The organism is Streptomyces sp. NBC_00203 (assembly GCF_045206325.1).
Taxonomy (GTDB): Bacteria; Actinomycetota; Actinomycetes; order Streptomycetales; family Streptomycetaceae; genus Streptomyces; species Streptomyces lutosisoli.
Genome location: NZ_CP108126.1, coordinates 7,130,468 through 7,151,161, shown reverse-complemented (window position 1 = coordinate 7,151,161; position 20,694 = coordinate 7,130,468). Strand labels below are relative to the sequence as shown.

Annotated in this window: 13 protein-coding genes; 1 reads left to right on the top strand and 12 read right to left on the bottom strand. The window is 71.6% G+C overall.

Going from position 1 to position 20,694, the window contains the following annotated elements; translation table 11 throughout:
• Positions 1-181: 181 nt before the first annotated feature.
• Positions 182-1,207, top strand: coding sequence for an aldo/keto reductase (locus OG975_RS32095; RefSeq protein WP_406332804.1), 1,026 nt, complete (start codon positions 182-184; stop codon positions 1,205-1,207).
• A gap of 105 nt (positions 1,208-1,312) precedes the next feature.
• Here the strand turns inward: OG975_RS32095 and OG975_RS32090 are convergent, their stop codons facing one another.
• The 12 genes from OG975_RS32090 to OG975_RS32035 all read right to left on the bottom strand — a co-directional run bounded on the left by OG975_RS32090 (position 1,313) and on the right by OG975_RS32035 (position 20,691).
• Positions 1,313-1,945: a nuclear transport factor 2 family protein gene (locus OG975_RS32090; protein WP_406332803.1), complete on the bottom strand. Its 633-nt coding sequence runs from the start codon at positions 1,943-1,945 to the stop codon at positions 1,313-1,315.
• A gap of 50 nt (positions 1,946-1,995) precedes the next feature.
• Positions 1,996-2,442: a nuclear transport factor 2 family protein gene (locus OG975_RS32085; RefSeq protein WP_327431664.1), complete on the bottom strand. Its 447-nt coding sequence runs from the start codon at positions 2,440-2,442 to the stop codon at positions 1,996-1,998.
• Positions 2,443-2,573: 131 nt separating this feature from the next.
• Complete coding sequence (gene fxsT / locus OG975_RS32080) at positions 2,574-5,522, bottom strand: FxSxx-COOH system tetratricopeptide repeat protein (protein WP_406336562.1); 2,949 nt, start codon at positions 5,520-5,522, stop codon at positions 2,574-2,576.
• A 617-nt stretch (positions 5,523-6,139) separates the two neighbouring features.
• Positions 6,140-7,402 carry a CHAT domain-containing protein gene (locus OG975_RS32075; protein WP_406336560.1) on the bottom strand — a complete coding sequence of 421 codons (1,263 nt, stop codon included), beginning with the start codon at positions 7,400-7,402 and terminating at the stop codon, positions 6,140-6,142.
• A gap of 43 nt (positions 7,403-7,445) precedes the next feature.
• Positions 7,446-9,347: a magnesium chelatase gene (locus OG975_RS32070; protein ID WP_406332802.1), complete on the bottom strand. Its 1,902-nt coding sequence runs from the start codon at positions 9,345-9,347 to the stop codon at positions 7,446-7,448.
• A gap of 8 nt (positions 9,348-9,355) precedes the next feature.
• Entirely contained in the window at positions 9,356-10,300 is a 945-nt protein-coding gene (locus tag OG975_RS32065; protein ID WP_406332801.1) for an AAA family ATPase, read from the bottom strand.
• Positions 10,297-10,713 carry a CU044_2847 family protein gene (locus OG975_RS32060; protein ID WP_406332800.1) on the bottom strand — a complete coding sequence of 139 codons (417 nt, stop codon included), beginning with the start codon at positions 10,711-10,713 and terminating at the stop codon, positions 10,297-10,299. Before OG975_RS32060 ends, OG975_RS32065 begins: the two co-directional genes overlap by 4 nt.
• Before the next feature lie 131 nt (positions 10,714-10,844).
• Positions 10,845-13,856: an FxSxx-COOH system tetratricopeptide repeat protein gene (fxsT, locus tag OG975_RS32055; RefSeq protein WP_406332799.1), complete on the bottom strand. Its 3,012-nt coding sequence runs from the start codon at positions 13,854-13,856 to the stop codon at positions 10,845-10,847.
• Between the two features lie 255 nt (positions 13,857-14,111).
• Positions 14,112-15,638 (bottom strand): aKG-HExxH-type peptide beta-hydroxylase, encoded by a 1,527-nt coding sequence (locus OG975_RS32050; RefSeq protein ID WP_406336558.1) that lies wholly within the window; start codon positions 15,636-15,638, stop codon positions 14,112-14,114.
• Complete coding sequence (locus OG975_RS32045; RefSeq protein ID WP_406336557.1) at positions 15,638-16,837, bottom strand: FxsB family cyclophane-forming radical SAM/SPASM peptide maturase; 1,200 nt, start codon at positions 16,835-16,837, stop codon at positions 15,638-15,640. Before OG975_RS32045 ends, OG975_RS32050 begins: the two co-directional genes overlap by 1 nt.
• 205 nt (positions 16,838-17,042) lie before the next feature.
• Positions 17,043-17,228: an FxSxx-COOH cyclophane-containing RiPP peptide gene (gene fxsA, locus OG975_RS32040; RefSeq protein WP_327431661.1), complete on the bottom strand. Its 186-nt coding sequence runs from the start codon at positions 17,226-17,228 to the stop codon at positions 17,043-17,045.
• A 52-nt stretch (positions 17,229-17,280) separates the two neighbouring features.
• Positions 17,281-20,691 carry an SAV_2336 N-terminal domain-related protein gene (locus OG975_RS32035; protein ID WP_406332798.1) on the bottom strand — a complete coding sequence of 1,137 codons (3,411 nt, stop codon included), beginning with the start codon at positions 20,689-20,691 and terminating at the stop codon, positions 17,281-17,283.
• Positions 20,692-20,694 lie beyond the last annotated feature (3 nt).

Sequence of the window (20,694 nt, the reverse complement as noted above, 5' to 3'; positions counted from 1 at the left end):
TTCCTGAGGACGCCCGCGCGCGAGGCCGCGACGGGTGGTGCGTCGGCGCACTCCCACGGGGTCCCCAAGGGCCCATCGGGCGGTACGACCTGACACAGTGCCGTCTCCTCCCGCGGCGCTACGCGTGTCGCGGCAGTTCAGCCGCCTAGCATGCGGCCGAGTTCTACTGAGGAGGACAGACATGCTCTATCAACTGCTGGGGCAGACGGGGCTACGGGTGTCCGAACTGTTCCTCGGCGCCATGACGTTCCACGGGCGGGACCGCGACGACACCGCGCACAAGGAATACGCACGCATCGTCGAAACCTACGCACAGGCCGGCGGAAATGTCATCGACACCGCGGTCAATTACGGCGAAGGGGAGAGCGAGGAGATTCTCGGCGAGTTACTCCAGAAGGACCGTGACCGCTTTGTGCTGTCCACCAAGTACACGCTCTACCGTGACGCGTCCGACCCCAATGCCTCCGGAAATCACCGGAAGAATCTGAAACTCTCGCTGGAGACCAGCCTTCGCCGGCTGCGGACCGACTACATCGACCTCTACTGGGTGCACATCTGGGACCGGAACACCCCGCTCGAAGAGACGATGCGCGCCCTCGACGACGTCGTCCGCTCGGGCAAGGTCCTCTACCTCGGTATCTCCGACACCCCCGCCTGGGTGGTGGCGCGGGCCAACACACTGGCCGCACAGCACGGCTGGACTCCCTTCTCGGCGATCCAGGTGCCGTACAACCTGCTCAACCGTGACATCGAGCGCGAGCTGCTGCCCATGGCCGAGGCGACCGGGCTGTCCGTCGCGGGGTGGGGCCCGCTGGCGAGCGGCGCCCTCTCCGGCAAGTACACGCGCCCGAACGGCGGGCCCACGGGCAGGACCCGGATGTCCGCGCAGGACCTCAGCCCGCGCGACCGTGCCGTGGCGGAGGCCGTGGCCGAGGTCGCGGACGAGGTGGGCGCCACGCCCTCGCAGGTGGCGATCGCCTGGACCCGGGCCCGCTCCACGGCCGTCCATCCGATCGTGGGTGTCCGCACCGTCGACCAGCTCACCGACAACCTGGCCGCGACCGGGGTCTCGCTCTCCGCCGAGCAGCTGGCCCGGCTGGAGGCGCCGACCGGGTTCAGCCGCGGCTTCCCGCTGGACTTCATCGACTCCACAGCCCAGTGGGTCTACGGCTCGGTGGGCCCCCGGGTCGTCCCCCGGAGCCGCTGAACACCGGCGGTAGTGCCGCTGACCACACGCGGCGGTGGGCCGGGAGGGATGTCCCTCCCGGCCCACCGTCCGGCCGCCCGCGCCCCGCGAGTGCGGCCGCGCCGCTCAGGCGAAGAACTCGTTGTACTCGGTGGTCCCGGTGCCGAAGATCGATCCACGACCCTCGACGATCTTGCCGTCCCGCCAGCGCATGACGTGCACCACGTCGATGTCGAGCTTGCGCGACGAGTCACCGGCCCGGGTGGCGGTGTTGTGCGTCAGGTCGACGCTGGTGTCGCCCTTGACCAGGGTGTTCGTACGCTCCATGGCGAAGGAGTTGTCGGCGAGCGCGCCCACCTCCCCCATGAAGGCGAGGAAGGTGTCGAGTCCCTGCTTGAGGCCCGAGACCGGAGCCTCGCCCGGGACCAGCCACGTCATGTCGGCATCCCAGTACTTGTCGATCTCGGCACGGTCGCCGCTCGCCAGCGCCTCATAGGCGGCGATCACGCGCGCCTCGTCGAGCCGGTTGGCTATCTGCTGGTTGGAGATGGCCTTGCCGCCGGCCACCATCTCCTGGTCCGCGACGACACCGCCGATGGACCAGGAGCCGGGCTTCACTTCCCGGATGAGGGAGAAGATGTTCGGCTTGGTGATCTCACCGAAGACATTGACGACTACGTCGGCGAGCTTGGTGATGACATCCGACTTCTGCTCGTCGTCGGCGAATCCCTCGACCAGGGTCAGCTCGATGATGGGCATGTGTGTCTCCTGTCTGCGTTCCGACCTATGGGTGCGGGCCTGCTACTTGGCTACTTGGCCCACCTGTCCGGAATGGGGGCGAGGTCGTAGGCGGCCCAGAAGAAGTTGTCGGCCGCGTACTGGTCGCTCATATAGACCTGGACTTCCGCGATACGCCCGTCGCGAATGCGGTAGTGGGTGCAGTTCAGCGCGTCGAGGGTGGCGCCCCGGGACTCTCCGTATCCGCGGTGCACCTCGACCACGGTGTCGTCGCCCCATGCGTCGATCCGAACGATGTCGACCTTGATCCCCGAGTTCACGAGGCCGCCGAAAAAGGCGATGACCTCGTCCGGCCCCTGTTTGACCCCGCCCACCGGATTGCGTCCGGGCAACGTCCACACGAGGTCCGCCGCGAAGACTTCTTCCTTCAGGAGGCTCAGGTCTCCGGTGTTGAAGAGCTCATACATCCGCTCGACCAGCGCCACATTCCGCTTGGCCGGCTCATCTTCGTGCGGCACAGCATCTCCCTTCGGCACTGCGGTGTTCTCCCGTTCAGCAGTGAACGTCCGGAGTCCGCCGTACCGCGACAACTTGAAAGTGCTTGCCCCACACTTCCGGGAGTCCGCGAATACGCGCCGGTGCGGAATTCTCAGGTCGACTGGGGTTCGAAGTCCCAGTAGGGCCGGTTGCGGGAGCGCGCCGAGATGGTGTGGACGTGCTGAGGGCCCAGCGTCGCGGCGAGGTCCGTGAGCGCGCCCTGCTCGACCTCTTCGGCCTGCCGCCGGTCCCTGAGGGCTCGCAAGTCCGCGGCGAGAGCGATGCGTGCCGAGAGTGTCAGCGGATGCGTGCGGCCGAGGACCTCGGTGGCCCGGGCGACCGAGTCCTGGCCGAGCGCGGCGGCCGACTCGGGGTCGCCGACGAGGTTGCGCAGCGCGGCGGCGTTGATGGCGCAGCACAGCGTCCAGGGATGCTTCTCCCCCACCGCGACGGTCATGTCGGCCAGCGACTGCTCGATGACCACATGCGCCTGGTCCCGTTCGCCGACACTGCGCAGGACCAGGGCGTGGTTGGCGCGGACACCGGCGACGAACGGATGACCTGCCGGAAGCATCACCTCGTACCGGGCGGCGACATACTCGCCGAGCTCCCGCGCCTGGTCGATGTCACCGTGCTCCCGGGCGAAACAGCTCATGCTGCCCGCGAAAATCAGTGTCAGCGGGTGTGTCTCGCCCAGCACACGCTCGCCGCGCTCCAGCACACGGGTGAGCAGCGCGCCCGCCGCGGCGCGGTCGCCGCTGCGGTAGTGGCACAGCGCCAGGTTGTGCTCGGCCTGGAGCGTCTGCGGGCTGTCGGCTCCCATCACGAGGCGGTGCTCGCGTACGTTCCTCGTCTGGACCGACTCGGCCTCGCTGTAGCGGCCGACGAGACGCAGATCCGTGGCGAACGAGAGCTCCGAGCTCAGCGTCCACGGATGCCGTTGCCGCAGCAGCATCCGACGTTCCTCCATCGTCCGCCGGTCGATGTCCAGGGCCTCGTGGTACCGGCCGAGCAGTCGGAGCGAGACTCCCCAGTTGTTCTGGGCGCTCAGGGTCCGCGAGTCCTGTTCGCCGAGGAGTTCGCGATAGGTGTCCACAAGCTGCTGGGAGAGTGCCAGCGCCTCGTCGTAGCGGCCGAGACCTCGTAGATCGGCGGCGAGGCCGCCGACCGCTCGCAGTGCATCCAGGTCCTGCGGTCCGCGTTCCGCCCGCAGCTGCGTCACGGCCGAGCGTGTGAGGGCCTCGGTGCGCTGGTAGTCGCCGACCGCGCGCAGCAGGTTGGCGTAGTGGTGAGTCAGCTCCCAGATCCTCGGGTGGCTCTCGCCCAGCAGCGTCCGCCAGGCCTCCAGCGCTCGTCCGCCCAGCTTGATACCTGCGCCGTACTCGCCCGAGAAGTACATGTACCGAAGGCAGTTGAAGAGCAGACCTTGCACAGCCGGGTCCTTGCTCCTCAGCACGTCCGCGTACTTCAGGTGCGGAACGATCTCCGCGTAGCCGGGCCATACCCTGGTGTCGGTGGGACGCCGTGGATCGGCCGCGGCGAGGGCCCGGCGGACCACATTGAGGTACTCGCGGCGGACGTCGTCGGGCATGTCTCTGTGGACGATCTGGTGGACCATGCGGTGGAGGTAGAGGGACTCGCCGGAGGACGCGGCCTCGTCGGTGGCGGTCTCGTGGGACTCCAGGCGGACGACCGAGTACTGGCGGAGCTGGTTGATCGCCTTGTTCCACAACAGCGGGTCCCTCAACAGCCCTGCCAAGGTGGGCGGCAATTCGTCGTGCGGCATCTCCTTCAGCAGGCGTACGGGGATGAAGCCCGGCGCGAAGAAGGTGCACAGGCGGAGCAGGTCGACGGACTCCGGGACGGTGTCGCGGAGCTTGTTCAGCAGTATCGACCAGGCAGTCTGGAAGGCCACCGGGAAGTCGGCGGAGACCTTCACGACGTCCTGGTCGATGCCGCCCTCCAGGAGGGCGATGTACTCCTGGACGGACAGGTCCGAGTCGTTGAGCCAGCCCGCCGTCTGGTCGAGCAGCAGCGGCAGGTCCTCCAGCACTTCGGCGAGCTGGTCGGCCTCGGACTCACTCAGGCGGGGCGCCCGACGACGGATGAAGGCCACCGACTCGCCGCGATCGTAGACCGGCACCTCCAGCAGCCTGCTGTTGTGCTCACTCCACTCGGGATTGCGCGAGGTGATCAGCACATGGCCGGGGCCGGTCGGTACGAGATCCCAGATCTGGTCCGGCTCGTCGGCCCCGTCCAGGATCAGCAGCCAGCGGGCATACGGATCGCCGCGCCGCAGCGAATCCCGCACTGCACGCAGCCGCTCGCCGTACTCGGCGCCCGTCGACAGCCCCAACTGCGGGGCCAGTTCGGCCAGTCGGCGCCGGTAGGTGACCCGCTTCTCCGCGCTGACCCACCACACCACGTCGTACTCGGAACCGAACCGGTACACGTACTCCGACGCGACCTGCGTCTTCCCCACACCCGACATGCCGTGCAGGGTGACCACACCGGCACCTGGCTCAGCACCCTGCAACAGGTGATAGGCATCGTTCAACAACAACTCGCGACCGGTGAAGCGCGTGTTGCGCCGCGGGACGCCGCCCCACACCTCGGGCATGGCCGCCGGGAAACGGGGGCCCCGACGAGTACCCTCGGCGGACTCCGGGAGGGGGTCGGCAGGCAGGTCGAGGCGGTCCAGGACACGGCGCTCGGCCTCCTCGGCCCCCATGTTGGTCAGAGCGACCGGTCTGAGAACCGCGGTCGCGGCCGGCAGGCTGCTCGCCGTCACCAGCACGGCCGCGAAACGGCTCTCGTCCGGGGCGACGACCTCGCGCAGCGCGCTGTTCCACTCGTCGTGGGTGCGCGGGCCCAGCTGGAAGTACCACTCACTGACGATGATCAGGATCCGGCCCTGAGCGAGCATCAGGTCGCGCAGCAGCTCCACGAGCGGCACTTCGGCCGGGGAATCCCAGCGCTGGTACACGACGCGATGGCCACGCCGCTCCAGACGGTCCCCGATCCAGGCCGCCCAGGCCCGGTTGAAACCGGCGAAGCTGATCGTGACGGTCGGTCGTCCGGGCGGAGCGGAGGTCCGCTTCCACGGCCACTTTCTCGGCTGCCGCTGAACTTCCGGGGTGAGCTCCCCCGGATGTTCCTGGACCTCCGGGGCTTGTCCAGGACGTTCCGGGGCCTGCGGAGCCGACCGCTGAGGCGGGGCGGGCGGTGGCGGGGCGGGCGGTGGTGCGGGCGGCGGTTCCCGCACCACCTCCACCTGCCTCGTGCGCCGCACGGCCTCGGAGTCGCGCTCGCGGATCTCCGCGCGCAGTTCCGCCTTGCGGACGGGCACACCCCACTGATTGCTGACGGTCAGCCACAGAGCAGCGGCCCCCGTTTCGCCGCCGGTCGACACCCGGAAGCGGGCCTCTCCGTACGTGCCGCCGAAGCGGTGCAGCACCACGCTCGGTTCGTTCAGGGCCGTACACACAAAGTGCGGAGAGCCGTCGAGGGTGACAAAGAAGGTGAATTCCTCGTCGGGATAGGGCCACGAGGACGGCTCACCGTCCTCCGCCGGGAGCGGACCGCGCAGGTCGACGGTGACGAGGTAATCGGACTCCGTCTCCGCGTGCCGTGGCCACTCGACGACGGGTTCGATCAGGAGGCGGGGTGCATCGCCGGTCACCACCCACCCCCTCCCCGGGCGCCGTACCCCTCGCCCACGGTGAGCCGCACGGTGGTGAGCGGGTGGCCGTAGTAGTGGAACATGAACGCGTACAGCAGCCGCAGAACCCGTTTCTGGCCGAACTTGTCGACCTGCCCGTCATCGTCGCGCACCGTCGGGATGGCTGCCAGTGGGCCGAACTCCGCTACGGCGCGGGCGCGGAAGGCCCGCAGGGTCTCGGTGACCGGACGGTTGGGGTGGGCGGCCACCTCGCCCACCAGGCTCCGAACCAGTACGCGGGCCTCTTGATCACCCACCCGGCCCGCGGCCACGATGCAGCCGCCCGCTCCTTTGCGCAGGAAGAGTTCGGCGAAGCCGCGCAGCGCCTGCTCTCCCTGTCCGCCGTTGCGGACGAAGAGCCCGGAGTGGCAGGCGTTGAGACAGACCAGGGACCGGTCCACGTGCAGGATGCGCATGGTCTGGTCATTGAGTTCGGCCCAGGTACGGCCACCGAGCGAGAGACGGGGGACGGTGTCGCCGTACTCGCCGTGGCAGCCCATGTAGACCAGACCGATGCGGTCGGCGGGGGTGTTGAGCGCCTCCAGGAAGGCGGTCATCCTCAGGTGTATGTGGTGCGCGTAGGGCTTGAAGACGTGGCGGTCGTCGGTCATTTCCTCGTGCAGATAGCCCAGTACCCGACCGTGACAGTCCCCCGTCTCGCGCGGCAGGTCCTGACCGGTGTCCTGCAGGGTCGTCCAGCGGGCCACGACGAGCAGGGCACCCAAGAGTCCGGCCGGCAGCCCGCGTTGCTCATCGGCGGGCACCCAGAACAGCTCCCAGGGGAGTTCGAAGCCCGTGTCGTCCCACACGATGAGGCGGAGCGCGGCACCGTGGTGGTCGCGGATCTTGTTGATCCATGCCGCCAGTTCGAGCTGATTCTCGGACCACAGCTGGATTCCCCGCAGGATCTCGGACGGGAACTCCCCGCCGCGGATCGCGTTGCGGAGACTGATGCCCGGCGCACCCAGGCGGGTCGATCCAGCCGAGACCTCCACCGTGAGGTCACCGCACCAGCCCTTGAGCTCGTAGGCGTCCTGGCCGTCAGCCCGCTCGGCGCGTACGACACTGAGCAGGGCGAAGCCTTGCTCCAGACGGTCGTAGGGTCGGCCCTCGTTCTCTCCGATCCCGGCGGGAGGCCCCTGAGGCGGGTGCAGTCGGGCGTCGGAGGCGGGCTCACGGCGGGACACAGGCTTCAGGTCGGCCATGAGCGCGCGGCGCATCACGGACGTGGCTTGCTCCCTCCAACGAGCCTGGCCTCGCGGTTCACCCCCCACCATGTCCCCCGTCCTCACGCGTTCCGCGTTCCTCGGCCAGGCGGCCCTCGACCACGGTGCCGCCGAGCTTCTCGGCCAGCCGGAACGGCAGGTGTTCGTAGGGTCGGCGGGCCGCGTCGACGACGGCGACGTTCAGCCTCGTGCGGTCCATGGTGCTGAAGCGCGTCGCCGCCTTGAAGGCGTCCTCGACGCCTTCCGCGCCGACCGGTCCCTCCAGCTGTCCGGTGTGACTGGCGCGCAGCGGTACATTGCCGCGGCCGTCCGTGATGACGGCCAGCCAGACCTCCACGAGGCCGTTCCCGTGCTGTCGGAAGGCACGCAGCAGAGCCTGCCTCGCCTGTTCGAGGCCATGAGCGAGGGGAGTGGCCCGGCCTGCCGGACGGTACAGGGCATCGACGATACGAGGGTCGAGGACGCTGCGCGCGGCGAAGGATTCGGCCCTCAGTTCGTCCTTCGCCGTCGCGCCTCCGACCTCGATCACCTGGGCCGCCGCCCGCCCGGCGTACGCCCACTGAAGGAAGGGTGTGAGTGTGTCCTGCCAATCCCAGTCACCTCGGCAGGTGTGGTCGAGGACCAGGACGAGCATGCGTTCGGGGGATGCCGCGCGGACGTTGCTGTGCAGGTCGACGGGCGAGACAGTGAACCCCTCGTGGTGACGGATGCGTTGGTGCACCGCGGCTTCTCGTGCGGTGCGCACATAGGCGAGGTCGCGCAGATCCCGGGCCCTTTGCGTTCCGACGACGACGCCACGCGTCGAGGCCGGACCCGCCGTACGCTGCCATGGGTTGCGCAGGGGAGCGAAGTCCCGCAGCGGCACCGCCTCGTCCTCGGCGTAGGGGCTCGTGCTCTCGTCGAGGCCGGGAACACCGCCGATCCCTTCCGCCGGTTCGGTCTCCAGCAGCTGCTCGGTGGTCGATTCGAAGCGCCGCGTCCCGCCACGCCCCGTCCGGTCGCGGGCGCCACGATGCGGGTCCAGATCGGGGGGCGACGGGGCGACGGGCGGGTGAGCGGGTCCGGATTCCGTAGGGGTACGTTCCGTCGGCTGCGGGGCGGGAAGACCGATCAGCCGGGCCGCCGCGTCGCAGTGTTCCGGCGTGGCGTCCGGCTCTCCGTCCCATGTGGCAAGCGCCCGGGCGAGCCTCAGCAGGGAGAGCGTCCTGCGGTTGCTCGTGTCGGGGTCCAGCAGTTCCTGTACGCGCCTGACGGCGTCGTCGGTGACGACGGCCCGCACGGCTGGTGCGCCCGGGACGCCCGCGGCGGCGGGCCACGCGTGCGGGAGAGCCCCGGGGCCCAGGCCGTCCGCGGGCAGCCGTAGTCCGGCGGCCGGTATCCGGATGGCGAAGCGATCCAGCAGATGAGTACTGAGCCGGCCCGCATCGGCGGATCGGCAGACGGCCAGCCAGCGCGCCAGCGGTCTGCTCGTGCGGCGCAGTCCCGTCTGCTCCACTACGGCGACGTCCGCCCCCAGGAGTTGGACGGCCGCACGCATCCCGGCGACACTCAGCCGCGCGAGGTCCGGCACCACCAGCAGGGGCGGCGCGGCTCCTGGGCCCTCGGCGCCGAGGAGCGGACCGGGCTCGATGGCGAAGGTGATGCCGTCGCGTTCCTGACGCAGCACGGGCCGGGTCCACATGCCTTCGTCACGGCTGTCGGCCCCCAGCATGACGGGCGTGGCCCGCCGGCCCGAGGGACCTCCCAGGAGTTCGGCGAAGACCCGCGCCACCGGGTCGACGAGCTGCGGGTCCAAGTCGAAGAGCAGCACCCCGCTCAGGGCGGGATCGACGGCGGAACAGGCGAGGGCGCGGACCAGCCGCCGCGCGAGGTCTTCCGGTTCCTCGGACGGGGTGGGCACGGCGTCTGCGTCGCGGCGGCTCGGCGGATCGATGGGCATGATGCGGCTCAGGCGGCGTCGAACAGATCCTTGAGCCGGTCCTGGTCGGCCGGCCCCCAGTCGAACGTCCCGCCCGTCACCGACTCGGGCCGGCGGTGCCGGAGGGCCAGGGGGAGCACCCGCCGCACATGGCTGGGCTCGACCCGGCCCGCACCGTCGAGTGCGGCGAGCGCGCGGGCCGCCATGACCGCGACGATCTCACCGCGCTGCCCCACGGCGTGCACCCGAGCGGCAGCGTCCGCGCACAACCTGAGGACGTTCTCGGGAACCTGAGTCCGCGGCACCCTGTCCCTGGCGCGCTCCAGCCGGGCGCGGATCGCCACGTTGTCCTGTTCGGCCTTGGCGCACCAGGCGGACCCCTCCTTGCCGAACTCCTCCTCGAAGTCCATCACTGTACGGATCATCCGGTAGCGGTCGTCGGAGTCCAGTTCGCTCGCGGTGACCATGAGCCCGAAGCGGTCCAGCAACTGCGGCCGCAGCCCGCCCTCTTCCGGGTTCATCGTGCCCACGAGACCGAACGAGAGCTGCTGGTACGTGTCGAGGCCCTCCCGTTGGACGGACAGCACGCCCGTCGAGGCGACGTCGAGGATGATGTTGACGAGGTGGTCGTCCAGGAGGTTCACCTCGTCGACGTAGAGCAGTCCCTTGGCGCCCGCCTCCTCCAGAAGTCCGGGCTGCTCGCGCACCTCACCGCGCATCAGCGCATCGAGATCCCAGCCGCCTATGACCCGGTCGGCGGTCGCGTTGATGGGGAGGGTGACGGGCAGTTCCCCGTGAACCATGAGGGCGAAGGAACGTACGAGAGTGGACTTCGCGGTGCCGCGCGCCCCCGTCATCAGGACACCGCCGATGCGCGGCGTGACGTGGTTGAGCTCCAGCGCCAGCTTCATGTCGTCCTGTCCTACGACACGGCTGTACGGGAGGATCCGCACAGCCCCGGCGTCACGGCTCATGAGGCGGTCCCCTCCTCGCTTCCCGCCGTCCCGGCCGGATCGCTCACCGCTCCTGCCGGCGGGGCGGAGGTCTGCCATTTGCAGGTGATCTGGAGCTGGGCTTCCGCTCCGCTCTTGACGAGCACCGCCAGCCCCGCGTCCACCTTGATGGAAAGCTGCAGCTCGATCTCGTCGGGCCGCAGGTGCTCTTCGAGCTCCCCGAATCGCCGTGCGGCCAGGGCTGCGCAGCGACGCGCCAGGGCGAGTCCGTCGCTGTACGCGTCCTGGGCGGTCTCGACCACGCGCCGGGCAGCTCCGGCCCTGGTCACCTCGTCGCCGTAGACGGCATCGAGGTCGTCGTATCCGGCCGGGGCCAGATCCGTGTTGACTTCGACGGGGATGGGCCCGTCCGCACCCTCCGGGACAGGCCCCACTAAGATCACCACGCGTCCCCCGATACAACTCCCGTGTAGTGCACGTCTGTTGAGAGAGAACTGGGTCATTCCCCGGCGCGCGAGGGGTTATGCGCACCGGGGACCGGGCCTCAGCCACAGGCGGGGAATTCTCAGGTCGACTGGGGTTCGAAGTCCCAGTAGGGCCGGTTGCGGGAGCGCGCCGAGATGGTGTGGACGTGCTGTTCGCCCAGGGTGGCGGCGAGGTCGGAGAGGGCCTCCTGCTCGACCTTCTCGGCCTGCTGGCGGTCCCGCAGGGCGCGCAGGTCGGCGGCGAGGGCGACGCGGGCGGACAGGGTCAGCGGGTGGGTGCGGCCGAGTGCCTCGGTGGCCCGGGCGACCGCCTGCTTGCTGAGCGCGGCCGCCCCCTCGGGGTCGCCGACGAGGTTGCGCAGGGCGGCGGCGTTGATGGCGCAGCTCAGCGTCCAGGGGTGGCGCTCCCCCACCGCCTCGGTCATGTCGGCCAGCGACTGTTCGATGAGGACATGGGCGTGGTCCCGTTCGCCGACGCTGCGCAGCACCAGGGCGTGGTTGGCGCGGACACCGGCGATGTAGGGATGCCCCTCGGCGAGCATCACTTCGTAGCGGGCGACGACGGACTCGCCGAGCTCCCGCGCCTGGTCGATGTCGCCGTGCTCCCGCGCGAAGCAGCTGGTGCTGGTCGCGAACCTCAGCGTCTGCGGGTCCGCCTCGCCCAGCACGCGCTCGCAGCGCTCCAGTACGCGGGCGAGCAGCGGGCCCGCCTTGACACGGTCCCCGCTGCGGTAGTGGCACAGGGCGAGATTGTGCTCGGCGTCCAGGGTCTGCGGCCGGTCCTCACCCATGACGATGCGGTTCTCCCGCACGTTCTTCGTCTGGATCGACGTGGCCTCGGTGTAGCGGCCCATCAGACGCAGGTCCGTGGCGTAGGAGTTCTCCGAGTTGAGCGTCCAGGGATGCCGGGCCCGCAGCAGCAGGCGGCGTGCCTCCATGGTCTGCCGGTCGGCGTTCAGCGCCTCCCCGTAGCGGCCGAGCAGCCGCAGCGACACCGCCAGGTTGTTCTGGGCTCCCTGGGTGCGCGAGTCCTGTTCGCCGAGGAGGCCGCGGTAGGTGACGAGGAGCTGCTGGGAGAGCTCCAGCGCCTCGCCGTAGCGGGCCAGGCCGCGCAGGTCGGCGGCGAGGCCGCCGACCGCGCGCGAGTAGTCCAGGTCGTGCTCGCCGCGCTGCTCCCGCAGATGGTCGACGGCGGCGCGCTCGATCGACTCGGTGCGCTGGTAGTCGCCGACCGCGCGCAGCAGGTTGGCGTAGTGGTGGGTCAGCTCCCAGATCCTGGGGTGGCTCTCGCCGAGCAGCTTCCGCCAGGCCTTCAGGGCGCGTTCGCCGAGCTTGATGCCCGCGCGGTACTCGCCGGAAATGTACATGTAGCGCAGGCAGTTGAAGACCAGCGCCTGCACCGCCGGGTCCTTGCTCTGCAGGACGTCCGCGTACTTCAGATGCGGCACGATCTCCGCGTAGCCGTTCCACAGCCGGGTGTCCGTGGGCCGCCGCGGATCGGCCGCGGCCAGCGCCCGGCGGACCACGTCGATGAACTCGCGGCGGTCCTCGTCGGGCATGTCCTTGCGGACGATCTGGTGGACCATGCGGTGGAGGTAGAGGGACTCACCGGAGGACGTGATCTCGTCGGTGGCGGTCTCGTGGGACTCCAGGCGGACGACCGAGTACTGGCGGAGCTGGTTGATCGCCTTGTTCCACAGGAGCGGGTCGTTGAGCAGCCCCGCGATCTGTTCGGGCAGCTCGTCGTGCGGCATCTCCTTCAGGAGGCGTACGGGGATGAAGCCCGGCGCGAAGAAGGTGCACAGGCGGAGCAGGTCGACGGACTCCGGGACGCTGTCGCGGAGCTTGTTCAGCAGTATCGACCAGGCGGTCTGGAAGGCGACCGGAAAGTCGGCGGAGATCTTGACGACGTCCTGGTCGATGCCGCCCTCCAGGAGGGCGATGTACTCCCGGACGGACAGGTCCGAGTCGTTGAGCCAGCCCGCCGTCTGGTCGAGCAGCAGCGGCAGGTCCTCCAGCGCTTCGGCGAGCTGGTCGGCCTCGGGCTCGCTGAGTCGGGGCGCCCGGCGGCGGATGAAGGCGACCGACTCGTCGCGGTCGTAGACCGGCACTTCCAGCAGCTTGCTGTTGTGCTCGCTCCACTCGGGGTTGCGCGAGGTGATCAGGACATGGCCGGGTCCGGTGGGGAGGAGGTCGTAGATCTGGTCCGGCTCGTCCGCGCCGTCCAGGATCAGCAGCCAGCGGCTGTACGGGTCGCCGCGCCGCAGCGAGTCCCGTACCGCGCGCAGCCGCTCGCCGTACTCGGCGCCTGTCGACAGGCCCAACTGCGGTGCCAGTTCGGCCAGTCGGCGCCGGTAGGTGACCCGCTTCTCCGCGTTGACCCACCACACCACGTCGTACTCGGAGCCGAAGCGGAACACGTACTCCGCGGCGAGCTGTGTCTTGCCCACGCCCGACATGCCGTGCAGGGTGACCACGCCGGCACCCGACTCGGCGCCCTGGAACAGATGGTAGGCGTCGTTCAGCAGGGGCTCGCGGCCGGTGAAACGAGTGTTGCGGCGGGGCACTCCGCCCCACACCTCGGGCATGGCCGCCGGGAAGCGGGGGCCCCGGCGGATGCCTTCGGCGGACTCCGGGAGGGGGTCGGCGGGCAGGTCGAGGCGGTCCAGGACGCGCCGCTCGGCCTCGTCGGCGCCCATGTTGTTCAGCTCGACCGCGCCGAGCACGGTGGTGGCGGACGGCACCGGGACGGTGGTGACGGAGACGGCCGCGAAACGGCTCGGGTCGGGGGCGACGACCTCGCGCAGCGCGTTGTTCCACTCGTCGTGGGTGCGCGGGCCCAGCTGGAAGTACCACTCACTGACGATGATCAGGATCCGGCCCTGGGCGAGCGTCAGGTCGCGCAGCAGGTCCACGAGCGGCACTTCGGCCGGGGAATCCCAGCGCTGGTACACGACGCGATGGCCACGCCGCTCCAGACGGTCCCCGATCCAGGCCGCCCAGGCCCGGTTGAAACCGGCGAAGCTGATCGTGACGGTCTGCTTCGCGGCCCCCCTCTCGGTTGGCCCGACCGGCGTACGAGCTCCAGACATGCAGCGGCCTCCCCGCACGTGATTTTAGAACCGGTGCGAGGTCCGGCGAAAGGCACTGACGGCTACCAGTCGCTTGCTCCACGGTTCCTTTTCATCCTGCTCAAGCGACGATCTTGGCGCACCGATCGCCCCGCGTCCGGGAACCCGCGACTTTCGGCGAGGATGGCTCAATCGCGCGGGTGGCGTGGCGCGTTCAGCGGGCGCACAGCGCGTTCGGCGGGCGTGCGTCGCGCTTCCGGTGGGCACGCGCGGGCCTCATTCGCCCGGCGCGTGGCGCTGCGTCCACAGCGCGCGGGAGGCGCGTACGTACGCCTGGGCGCGAGCCGCCTGTCCGCGCGGCGCGGGATGGTCGCCCAGCCGCTCGTACACCGCGACCATCTGGTCGACGAACCGGCGCCCCTGCGCGGTGACATCGCCCGATCCGACGAGGCTCGGCAGGACGGCGCCGACCTGCTCCCGGTAGCGCGCGTGCTGGGCCCAGGCGGCGTCCCGCCGGGCCGGATGGGTGGTGGCGAGGGCGCTGCGCTGGAAGAAGTCCGCCAACGCGAGGTGGGAGTACGCGCCCTGCAACAGGCCGTCGTACGGGCGTGGGTCGGGCCGCCAGGGTGCGAAGTAGCGTGCCCCCGGACCCGCGTGATGGAGCGTGAGCATGTCACTGAGCGCGGCCAGTTTGGTGTGCTGCAGTTCGTGCACCAGGGTGGCCGCGAAGGTCGTGGCGGTGGCCGGGGTGCTGCTGAGGACGGCGCCGAAGGCCTCCCGCCGGGTGCCGCTGCAACTGCCGGTGGTCCGGCCGCCGGGCGTCGAACCGGGTGGCGCGGACAGCGGAACCAGACAGCGCAGCAGCGCGACGGCCTCCGTGAGGCGGTGCTCGCCGCCCAGCCCGAGCACGGACGCGATGCCCGACCACGACTGCAGCCAGCGTTTGCGCTCGGCGTCGTCCAGGGTCACGGGTCCGCTGAGCTCGTGGTGACGGGGACCGCCGCGCGCGGTGCGGTACGGGTCGAGGTCGTCCAGCGGTACGGGGCCGGAGCCGGGCAGCAGCCCGGGCAGGGCGTGCGCGGGTGTCCAGGCGGCGGCCTCGGACCAGGCGCCGATGCCGCCGCTCTGCAGGTGGACGACGACGTCCTTCGCGCCGCGCTGCCGCAAGGTCAGGCTCTGCCGGCGGTGCACGACGTCGACCGGGGCGTCCCCGGGCGCGGCCGTGTGCAGCGCGCCGAGCGAGGGCAGCGTCAGCACTCCGTCGCGCGCGGTCAGCCGTACCGCGAAGGACACCCCGGCCCGGACGGCGGCCACGGCGGCGAGCGCCCCGAAGTGGGCGAGGTCGCGGACCAGTTCGCGGGCCTCCCGCTCGGTGCGCGGACCGGGTTCCCTGCCGAGGCCGCGCAGACAGTGCCGGGCCCAGGGGCCGACGAAGGGGTGCAGGACGAGGGCGCGGACCGGTGAGAGCGGAGGTCCGACACCCGTGCCGGCCGACGGCGTCGGTGCCGGCGAACCGCCGTACCCGGCCGCGGGTGCCGCACCGCTCTCGTCCGCCCAGGCCGCCGGGCGGACGGGCGGCTCCGTCCGGTCCGCCTCCTCCAGCAGCGCCCAGTCCTCCCCGAGCCGGTCCCGGGCGGCGGCGGAGCACACCGCCGGGTCGGCCGCCGCCACGGCGTCGAGCACCGCGCGGAGCAGCAGCAGCCGCCGCGTGTGCTGGTCGCGTACGAGGAGCCCCAGGGTCTCGGGGCCGCCTTCGGTGCGGCCGAGTTCGGTCAGGGCCCGGTCCGGGACCGCCGGAAGGATCACGGGGTGCCTCCTTCGAAAGAGGCGGAGACGGGGGCGACCCCGGCGAGCCTGTCCGCCACATGGCGGATGAAGCGCTGGAGGTCGGCGCAGTAGACGGAAGGGTTGGCGAAGCCGTTGTCGGCCCGGTAGCGGTGGGCGTAGTGGCCGCCGCCGCAGACGGAGAGCAGCGGGCAGGTCCGGCAGCGCGCGGCCAGCGAGGCGGCGCCCGTCTGCCGGGCCACGACACCGGGGTGGCGCAGTGCCTCGTCGAAGCTGTGCCGGAAGACGTCGAGGCCGGTCTCCGCCGCCCCCTCGTAACAGGACTTCAGGGAGTCGACCTGCTCGATCGACCCGTCGGTCTCCACGACCACGGCGTCGAAGGGCGCGAGGCCCAGCGACTCGGTGGCGGCGGGCAGCCCGAACAGCAGCGCGACGCAGGCTTCGAAGAGCCGGACCCGCGTCTCCCGCCGCCCGGCCCCCCACCAGCGGTCGAAGACGGCACAGAGCCAGTCCCCGTACGGGGCATCCGTGCCGCCCCCGTGCGGCGGCGGCGCCGACCAGTTGCCGTGCGGCAGCAGCAGGTCGATCGCCGGTGGCCGCAGGGCCAGCAGGGACTCGTACAGCTCGACCGGGTCCGTCGTGGGGTCGACGACCGTGAGGATCCCGGCGTACGCCTCGGGGAAGCGGTCGGCGATCAGCCGCGCGCCGCGCGAGGCGGCGGGCCAGGACGGGCGCCCGGCGCGGTCGGTGCGCAGCGCGTTGTGCGCGGGCAGGCCGCCGTCCAGGCTGATGCCGACGCGGATGCCGTACCGGGCCAGGACGGCGAGCCGCTGCTCGGTGAGCTGGGTGGCGTTGGTCTGGACGGTGGCGTGGACCGTGCAGGAGTCCGGAACCCGGTCGCGTACGAGAGTGGTGAAGCGGGCGAGCGTGTCCACGCCCGCGAGCAGCGGCTCTCCGCCGTGCAGGACGAGGGAGAGCGCCGTCGTGCCGTGGGCGCGCGCGTGCTCACCGATCCGCGTCGCGGTCCGGTCGAGGACGCCGGGCGGGGCGGCGGCCGGGCGGGTGCGCCAGGTGTGGTCGGGTCCTTCGTAGAGGTAGCAGTAGCGGCAGGCGAGGTTGCAGCGGCCGTGCATCTTGACGATGAACTGCCGGAAGGGAAGGGGCTGTTCTGGCAACCGGACGAAGGTCGCGGAGGTGGCGGAGGTCGCCGGGGTCACCTCTTCAGACACTCCGGCACCCCCATGCTGTTAGGCCCCGTGATCCCACGGTACGGTCCGCGCCACGGCCCCCTGCCCGTACGGGGCGGCATTCCCGGGCGGGGGCCCGACACAAACGCGGCACGATCGAACTTGTCCGGTTCAACGACAAGTCAGACCGGAACTGACGCCTTGCGATGAAGAATTGACCAGTCAGATTGCTCCTTCAGAAGGAGTTGTTGAACCCCCAGAGCATCTCGCTCGGCTGCCCCGCCCGTTCCCGCAGCTCCTCCAGCACCTCGGTCAGCACTGGGTGCTGAACCGTCCTGAGGTCCGCGAGGTCCAGCTCCAGCAGATCCGGCAGCCGCCCCGCGGCGATGTCGGCATTCAGTGCGTCGTCCCGTGCACCCATGTTCTCCCCCTTTTCCCTCACTCCGCCCCGGCGGCCGCCGGGAGGCACTCCCTCACTCCAGCTCGGCCAGCCGCTGCGCCGTCTGCCGGGCCGTCGGCTCGCCCGTGCTCACGGCGCCGTCCGGCAGCCTGGACCACTCGGCCCGTGCGGCCCGGTAGGCCTCGCGTGCGGCACGCGGGCGTGCCGCCGCCTCGTAGGACATACCCCGCCAGTGATGCGCCTGCGCACCCAGCTCCATGGCCTCCTGGCGCCGTCGGTCCGTCTCCGCCTCCTCCTCGGCCGCGCGGGCCGATTCGGCCGCGGCGCGGAAGGCGTCGACCGCCTCGTCGAGCCGCGCGGGCCTGCCCAGGCTCTGGTACGCCTCGAACTGCGCCTGCCCGAGCTCCAGCCGGCAGCGCGCGGCCGTCAGCGGTTCACCGGCCTCCAGCGCCGCGAGCCCGAAGAGGTGCTCGGCCTCCCGCAGATCCACCCGGTCGCCCCGGGCGCGGTAGCGCAGCATCAGGGCGCGGCCGAGCAGCAGCAGGCGGTGCGCCAGCTCGCCGCTGCCCGCGGGGGTTTCGGTACGGCAGTCGCGCAGCACCCGGATGGCCTGGGAGAGCGACTCGCGCGAACCGGGGCCATGGGCCGGCACCGCCCGGCGCAGCAGCGCCTCACCCCATTCGGCGAGGACGTCCGCGTGCGCGGGGGCGTCCCTGGGCACGCCCCGGGAGGCCTGCTCGAACCGTGCGGCGGCGTCCTGGAGTTCGCGCGGGTCGCCCGACTCGGCGTATCGCGCCACGCCGATGCGCCCGGCGCGGACCAACAGCTGGGAGCGCAGGCCCTGTTCACGCGTCAGGCCCAGTGCCTCGTCGACGTGTGCCTGGGCGTCGTCCAGCGCGCCGCCCGACTTCAGGAGCGCGTCGACGAGGTCGAGAAGGATACGGACGCGGGAGGGTTCACCCGCCGTGGGGAGCACCGGCCCGGAGCCGGGTTCCAGGGCGGCGCGCAGGGAGTGCGCGCCCTGTTCGGCGTACAGCCGGGCCTGTTCCTGGTCGGCCGTGGCTCCCGACAGGCGCAGCAGGACGCGGCCGTGGGCCAGCGGGAGTTCGGGCGGGCGCTGCCGCCGGTCGGGCCACGCGTCGGCGAAGGCCTCCAGCATGCCGACCGCACCCTGGAGCAGCGCGCTGTCGCCGCCGAGCCGCCACTGTGCCTCCAGCGCCCGCACCCGCTCCAGGGTGAGCCGCAGGGCTTCCTCCCGGTCGTCCAGGTCGGGCGCGGCGCAGGCCACCGCGTACTCACGGTCGGCGCGTTGCAGCAGGTCGAGCGCGCCGCGCCGGTCGCCGCGGCGCCTGCGGTCGGTGGCGGCGGCGTGCAACACCCGTGCCAGTACGGCTCGTTCGCGCAGTGCCCTGGGGTGGGCGACGGCGCGCTCGGCGGCCGTCTCCGCCTCGCGCAGCAGCTCGGCGCCGCCCTGCACCTCCCACAGCCGCAGCACACAGCTGGCGTACTCGGCCCACAGCGCCGGGTCGGCGCCCGCGGGCCGTTCGTGCTCGGTCGCGCCACGCAGCAGCTGTACGGCGTCGATGAGGTCCTGCACCATGCCGTCGGTGTCGAACTGCCCGACCAGGGAGCGGGCCCGGATCACCGCCGCGTGGGTCGGCCGCTCTTCGGGCGGGTCGTCGCGCCCCCGGCCGGCGACCAGCGCGAACTGTTCCGGCAGCGGCATGAAGCGTTCCAGGACCCGTACGGCGACCTCGGCGAAGGGCTGCGGGACCAGCGTGGCCCCGCCGTTGTCGCCGTTCTCGCCCGGGTATGCGGCACCGGGCGCGTACGGCCGCCCCGAGCCGCCGTCGCCGAGCTGCGCGAGCGCCAGAGCCGGGAAGTTGGGGCCGCCCTTGCCGAAGCGGTACTCGATGTACTCCGAGCAGTGCTTGAGCACCAGCATGGCCTCGTCGCGGCCCAGCGGCGACAGGAGGGCCTCCTGCACGCCGGGCGCGAACTCGTACCACTGGGCGCCGTCCGCCCCGTAGTCCTCCGCCTTGGCGCGCGAGACCAGGCCGCTGAGCAGGACCTCGGCCAGTTCGGAAGGTCCGGAGTCGGGCAGCATGGTGCGCTGGACGAGCTGCATCACGGGGAGGCTGAGGGGCGCCGCCGCCAGATAGCCGGCCAGGCGTCCCGCCGTCTTGGAGGCGTTGGAGCGGAACCGGCTGACCAGTTCGAGCGCGGACAGCCGGCGCCCGGGGCGGGCGGCCGGGGCGGGCGGATGGTTGTGGCGCACCCAGCCGACCGCACCGGCCACGGGCCCGGCGCCCGCCCCGGACAGCAGCCGCGCCCAGGCGCCGAGCGCGGCGGGCTCGGGAGGCAGGACGGGCACGGGAAGCGCACCCGCGTGCGCCTCCGGCGGGGTGCCGGCCGGCAGCCGGACCTTCAGCGTGGCCGCGCCCGCGAGGGCCTCGCCGCGCGTCAGCTCGCCGTACGACACGGGCAGTCGGGTGCGGTTCCACATGCGCTGGGGCAGCGGCTGGATCACGGCGGCGGGGCCCTGCCGGGACAGGTGGTACAGCAGTCGGTGGGCGTGGCCGCTGTGCCACAGGGGGCCCGCGCAGTCGCTGACGAAGAGGGTGATCCGGCGGCCGGTGGGGTCGCTCAGCCGGTCGGCGGAGTGCAGCGGGGCCGCGCGCGGCTCGGGGCTGCGGCTGACGGCGGGCTCTCCGTCCGGGGCCTGGTGCAGATGGCTGACCTCGATGTCCCAGAAGGCGCCCAACTGGCCGAAGACCTGCTCCAGTTCGGCGAACATCCGGTCCCACACCCGCATCGACGAGGAGGCGTCCATCACCAGCTGGAGCGCCGCGTCGGCCCGGGTCACCCCGCGGAACACCGGCAGGACCAGACCGCCCGCCCGGGCACTCAGCTCCGCGGTCGCCGTCTCGTCGAGGGTCGTGCGCAGGGGCGGGGCGCCGGTCCGATACCCCTGCAACGGCCGTAAGGCGCGCTGGAGTTCGAGCGGGGCGGGGAACGCGGGCGCGGCGGGCACCCCGATCGGCAGCACCGTCACCCGGCCCTGCCCGTGGCCGCGTGGCGCGCCGCCCCGCGGCACCGGGTACAGCGCCACACGCCGGTCCGCCGCCCCGTCCCGCTGCGGCGGCCCGGGCCGGTCGCCGGGTGGCACCGGAGCGGCACCCCGCGGATCCGGACGCTCGGGAACCGGGTCACGTCCGGTCACCGGCGCTCCGGACGGCGGCACGCTCCCCCGCCCCGCCTCCTCGCCCTCGGCGGCGTCCGTCGGGCGCGCCCAGCGGGCCAGCCAGAGGGTGTCACAGAGCTGCTCGGCGTCGGGGTCGAGCCCGATCTGCCGCATCCCGGCGATGAGTTCGGCGATCGGGTCACCGCCGGAAGCCGTCTGATGGCTCCCGGAGGGTTCGACGGGACCGGGACCGGGGTCGGGGTCGGAATCGGGCCCGTGGCGCGCCGCGGCGTCAGGCATCAG

Bases quoted from the DNA above. Each gene is read 5' to 3' on its own strand.
- OG975_RS32095 (WP_406332804.1), top strand. From the start codon at position 182: ATGCTCTATCAACTGCTGGGGCAGACGGGGCTACGGGTGTCCGAACTG.
- OG975_RS32090 (WP_406332803.1), bottom strand. From the start codon at position 1,945: ATGCCCATCATCGAGCTGACCCTGGTCGAGGGATTCGCCGACGACGAG.
- OG975_RS32075 (WP_406336560.1), bottom strand. From the start codon at position 7,402: ATGCGCCGCGCGCTCATGGCCGACCTGAAGCCTGTGTCCCGCCGTGAG.
- OG975_RS32070 (WP_406332802.1), bottom strand. From the start codon at position 9,347: ATGCCCATCGATCCGCCGAGCCGCCGCGACGCAGACGCCGTGCCCACC.
- OG975_RS32065 (WP_406332801.1), bottom strand. From the start codon at position 10,300: ATGAGCCGTGACGCCGGGGCTGTGCGGATCCTCCCGTACAGCCGTGTC.
- fxsT (WP_406332799.1), bottom strand. From the start codon at position 13,856: ATGTCTGGAGCTCGTACGCCGGTCGGGCCAACCGAGAGGGGGGCCGCG.
- fxsA (WP_327431661.1), bottom strand. From the start codon at position 17,228: ATGGGTGCACGGGACGACGCACTGAATGCCGACATCGCCGCGGGGCGG.
- OG975_RS32035 (WP_406332798.1), bottom strand. From the start codon at position 20,691: ATGCCTGACGCCGCGGCGCGCCACGGGCCCGATTCCGACCCCGACCCC.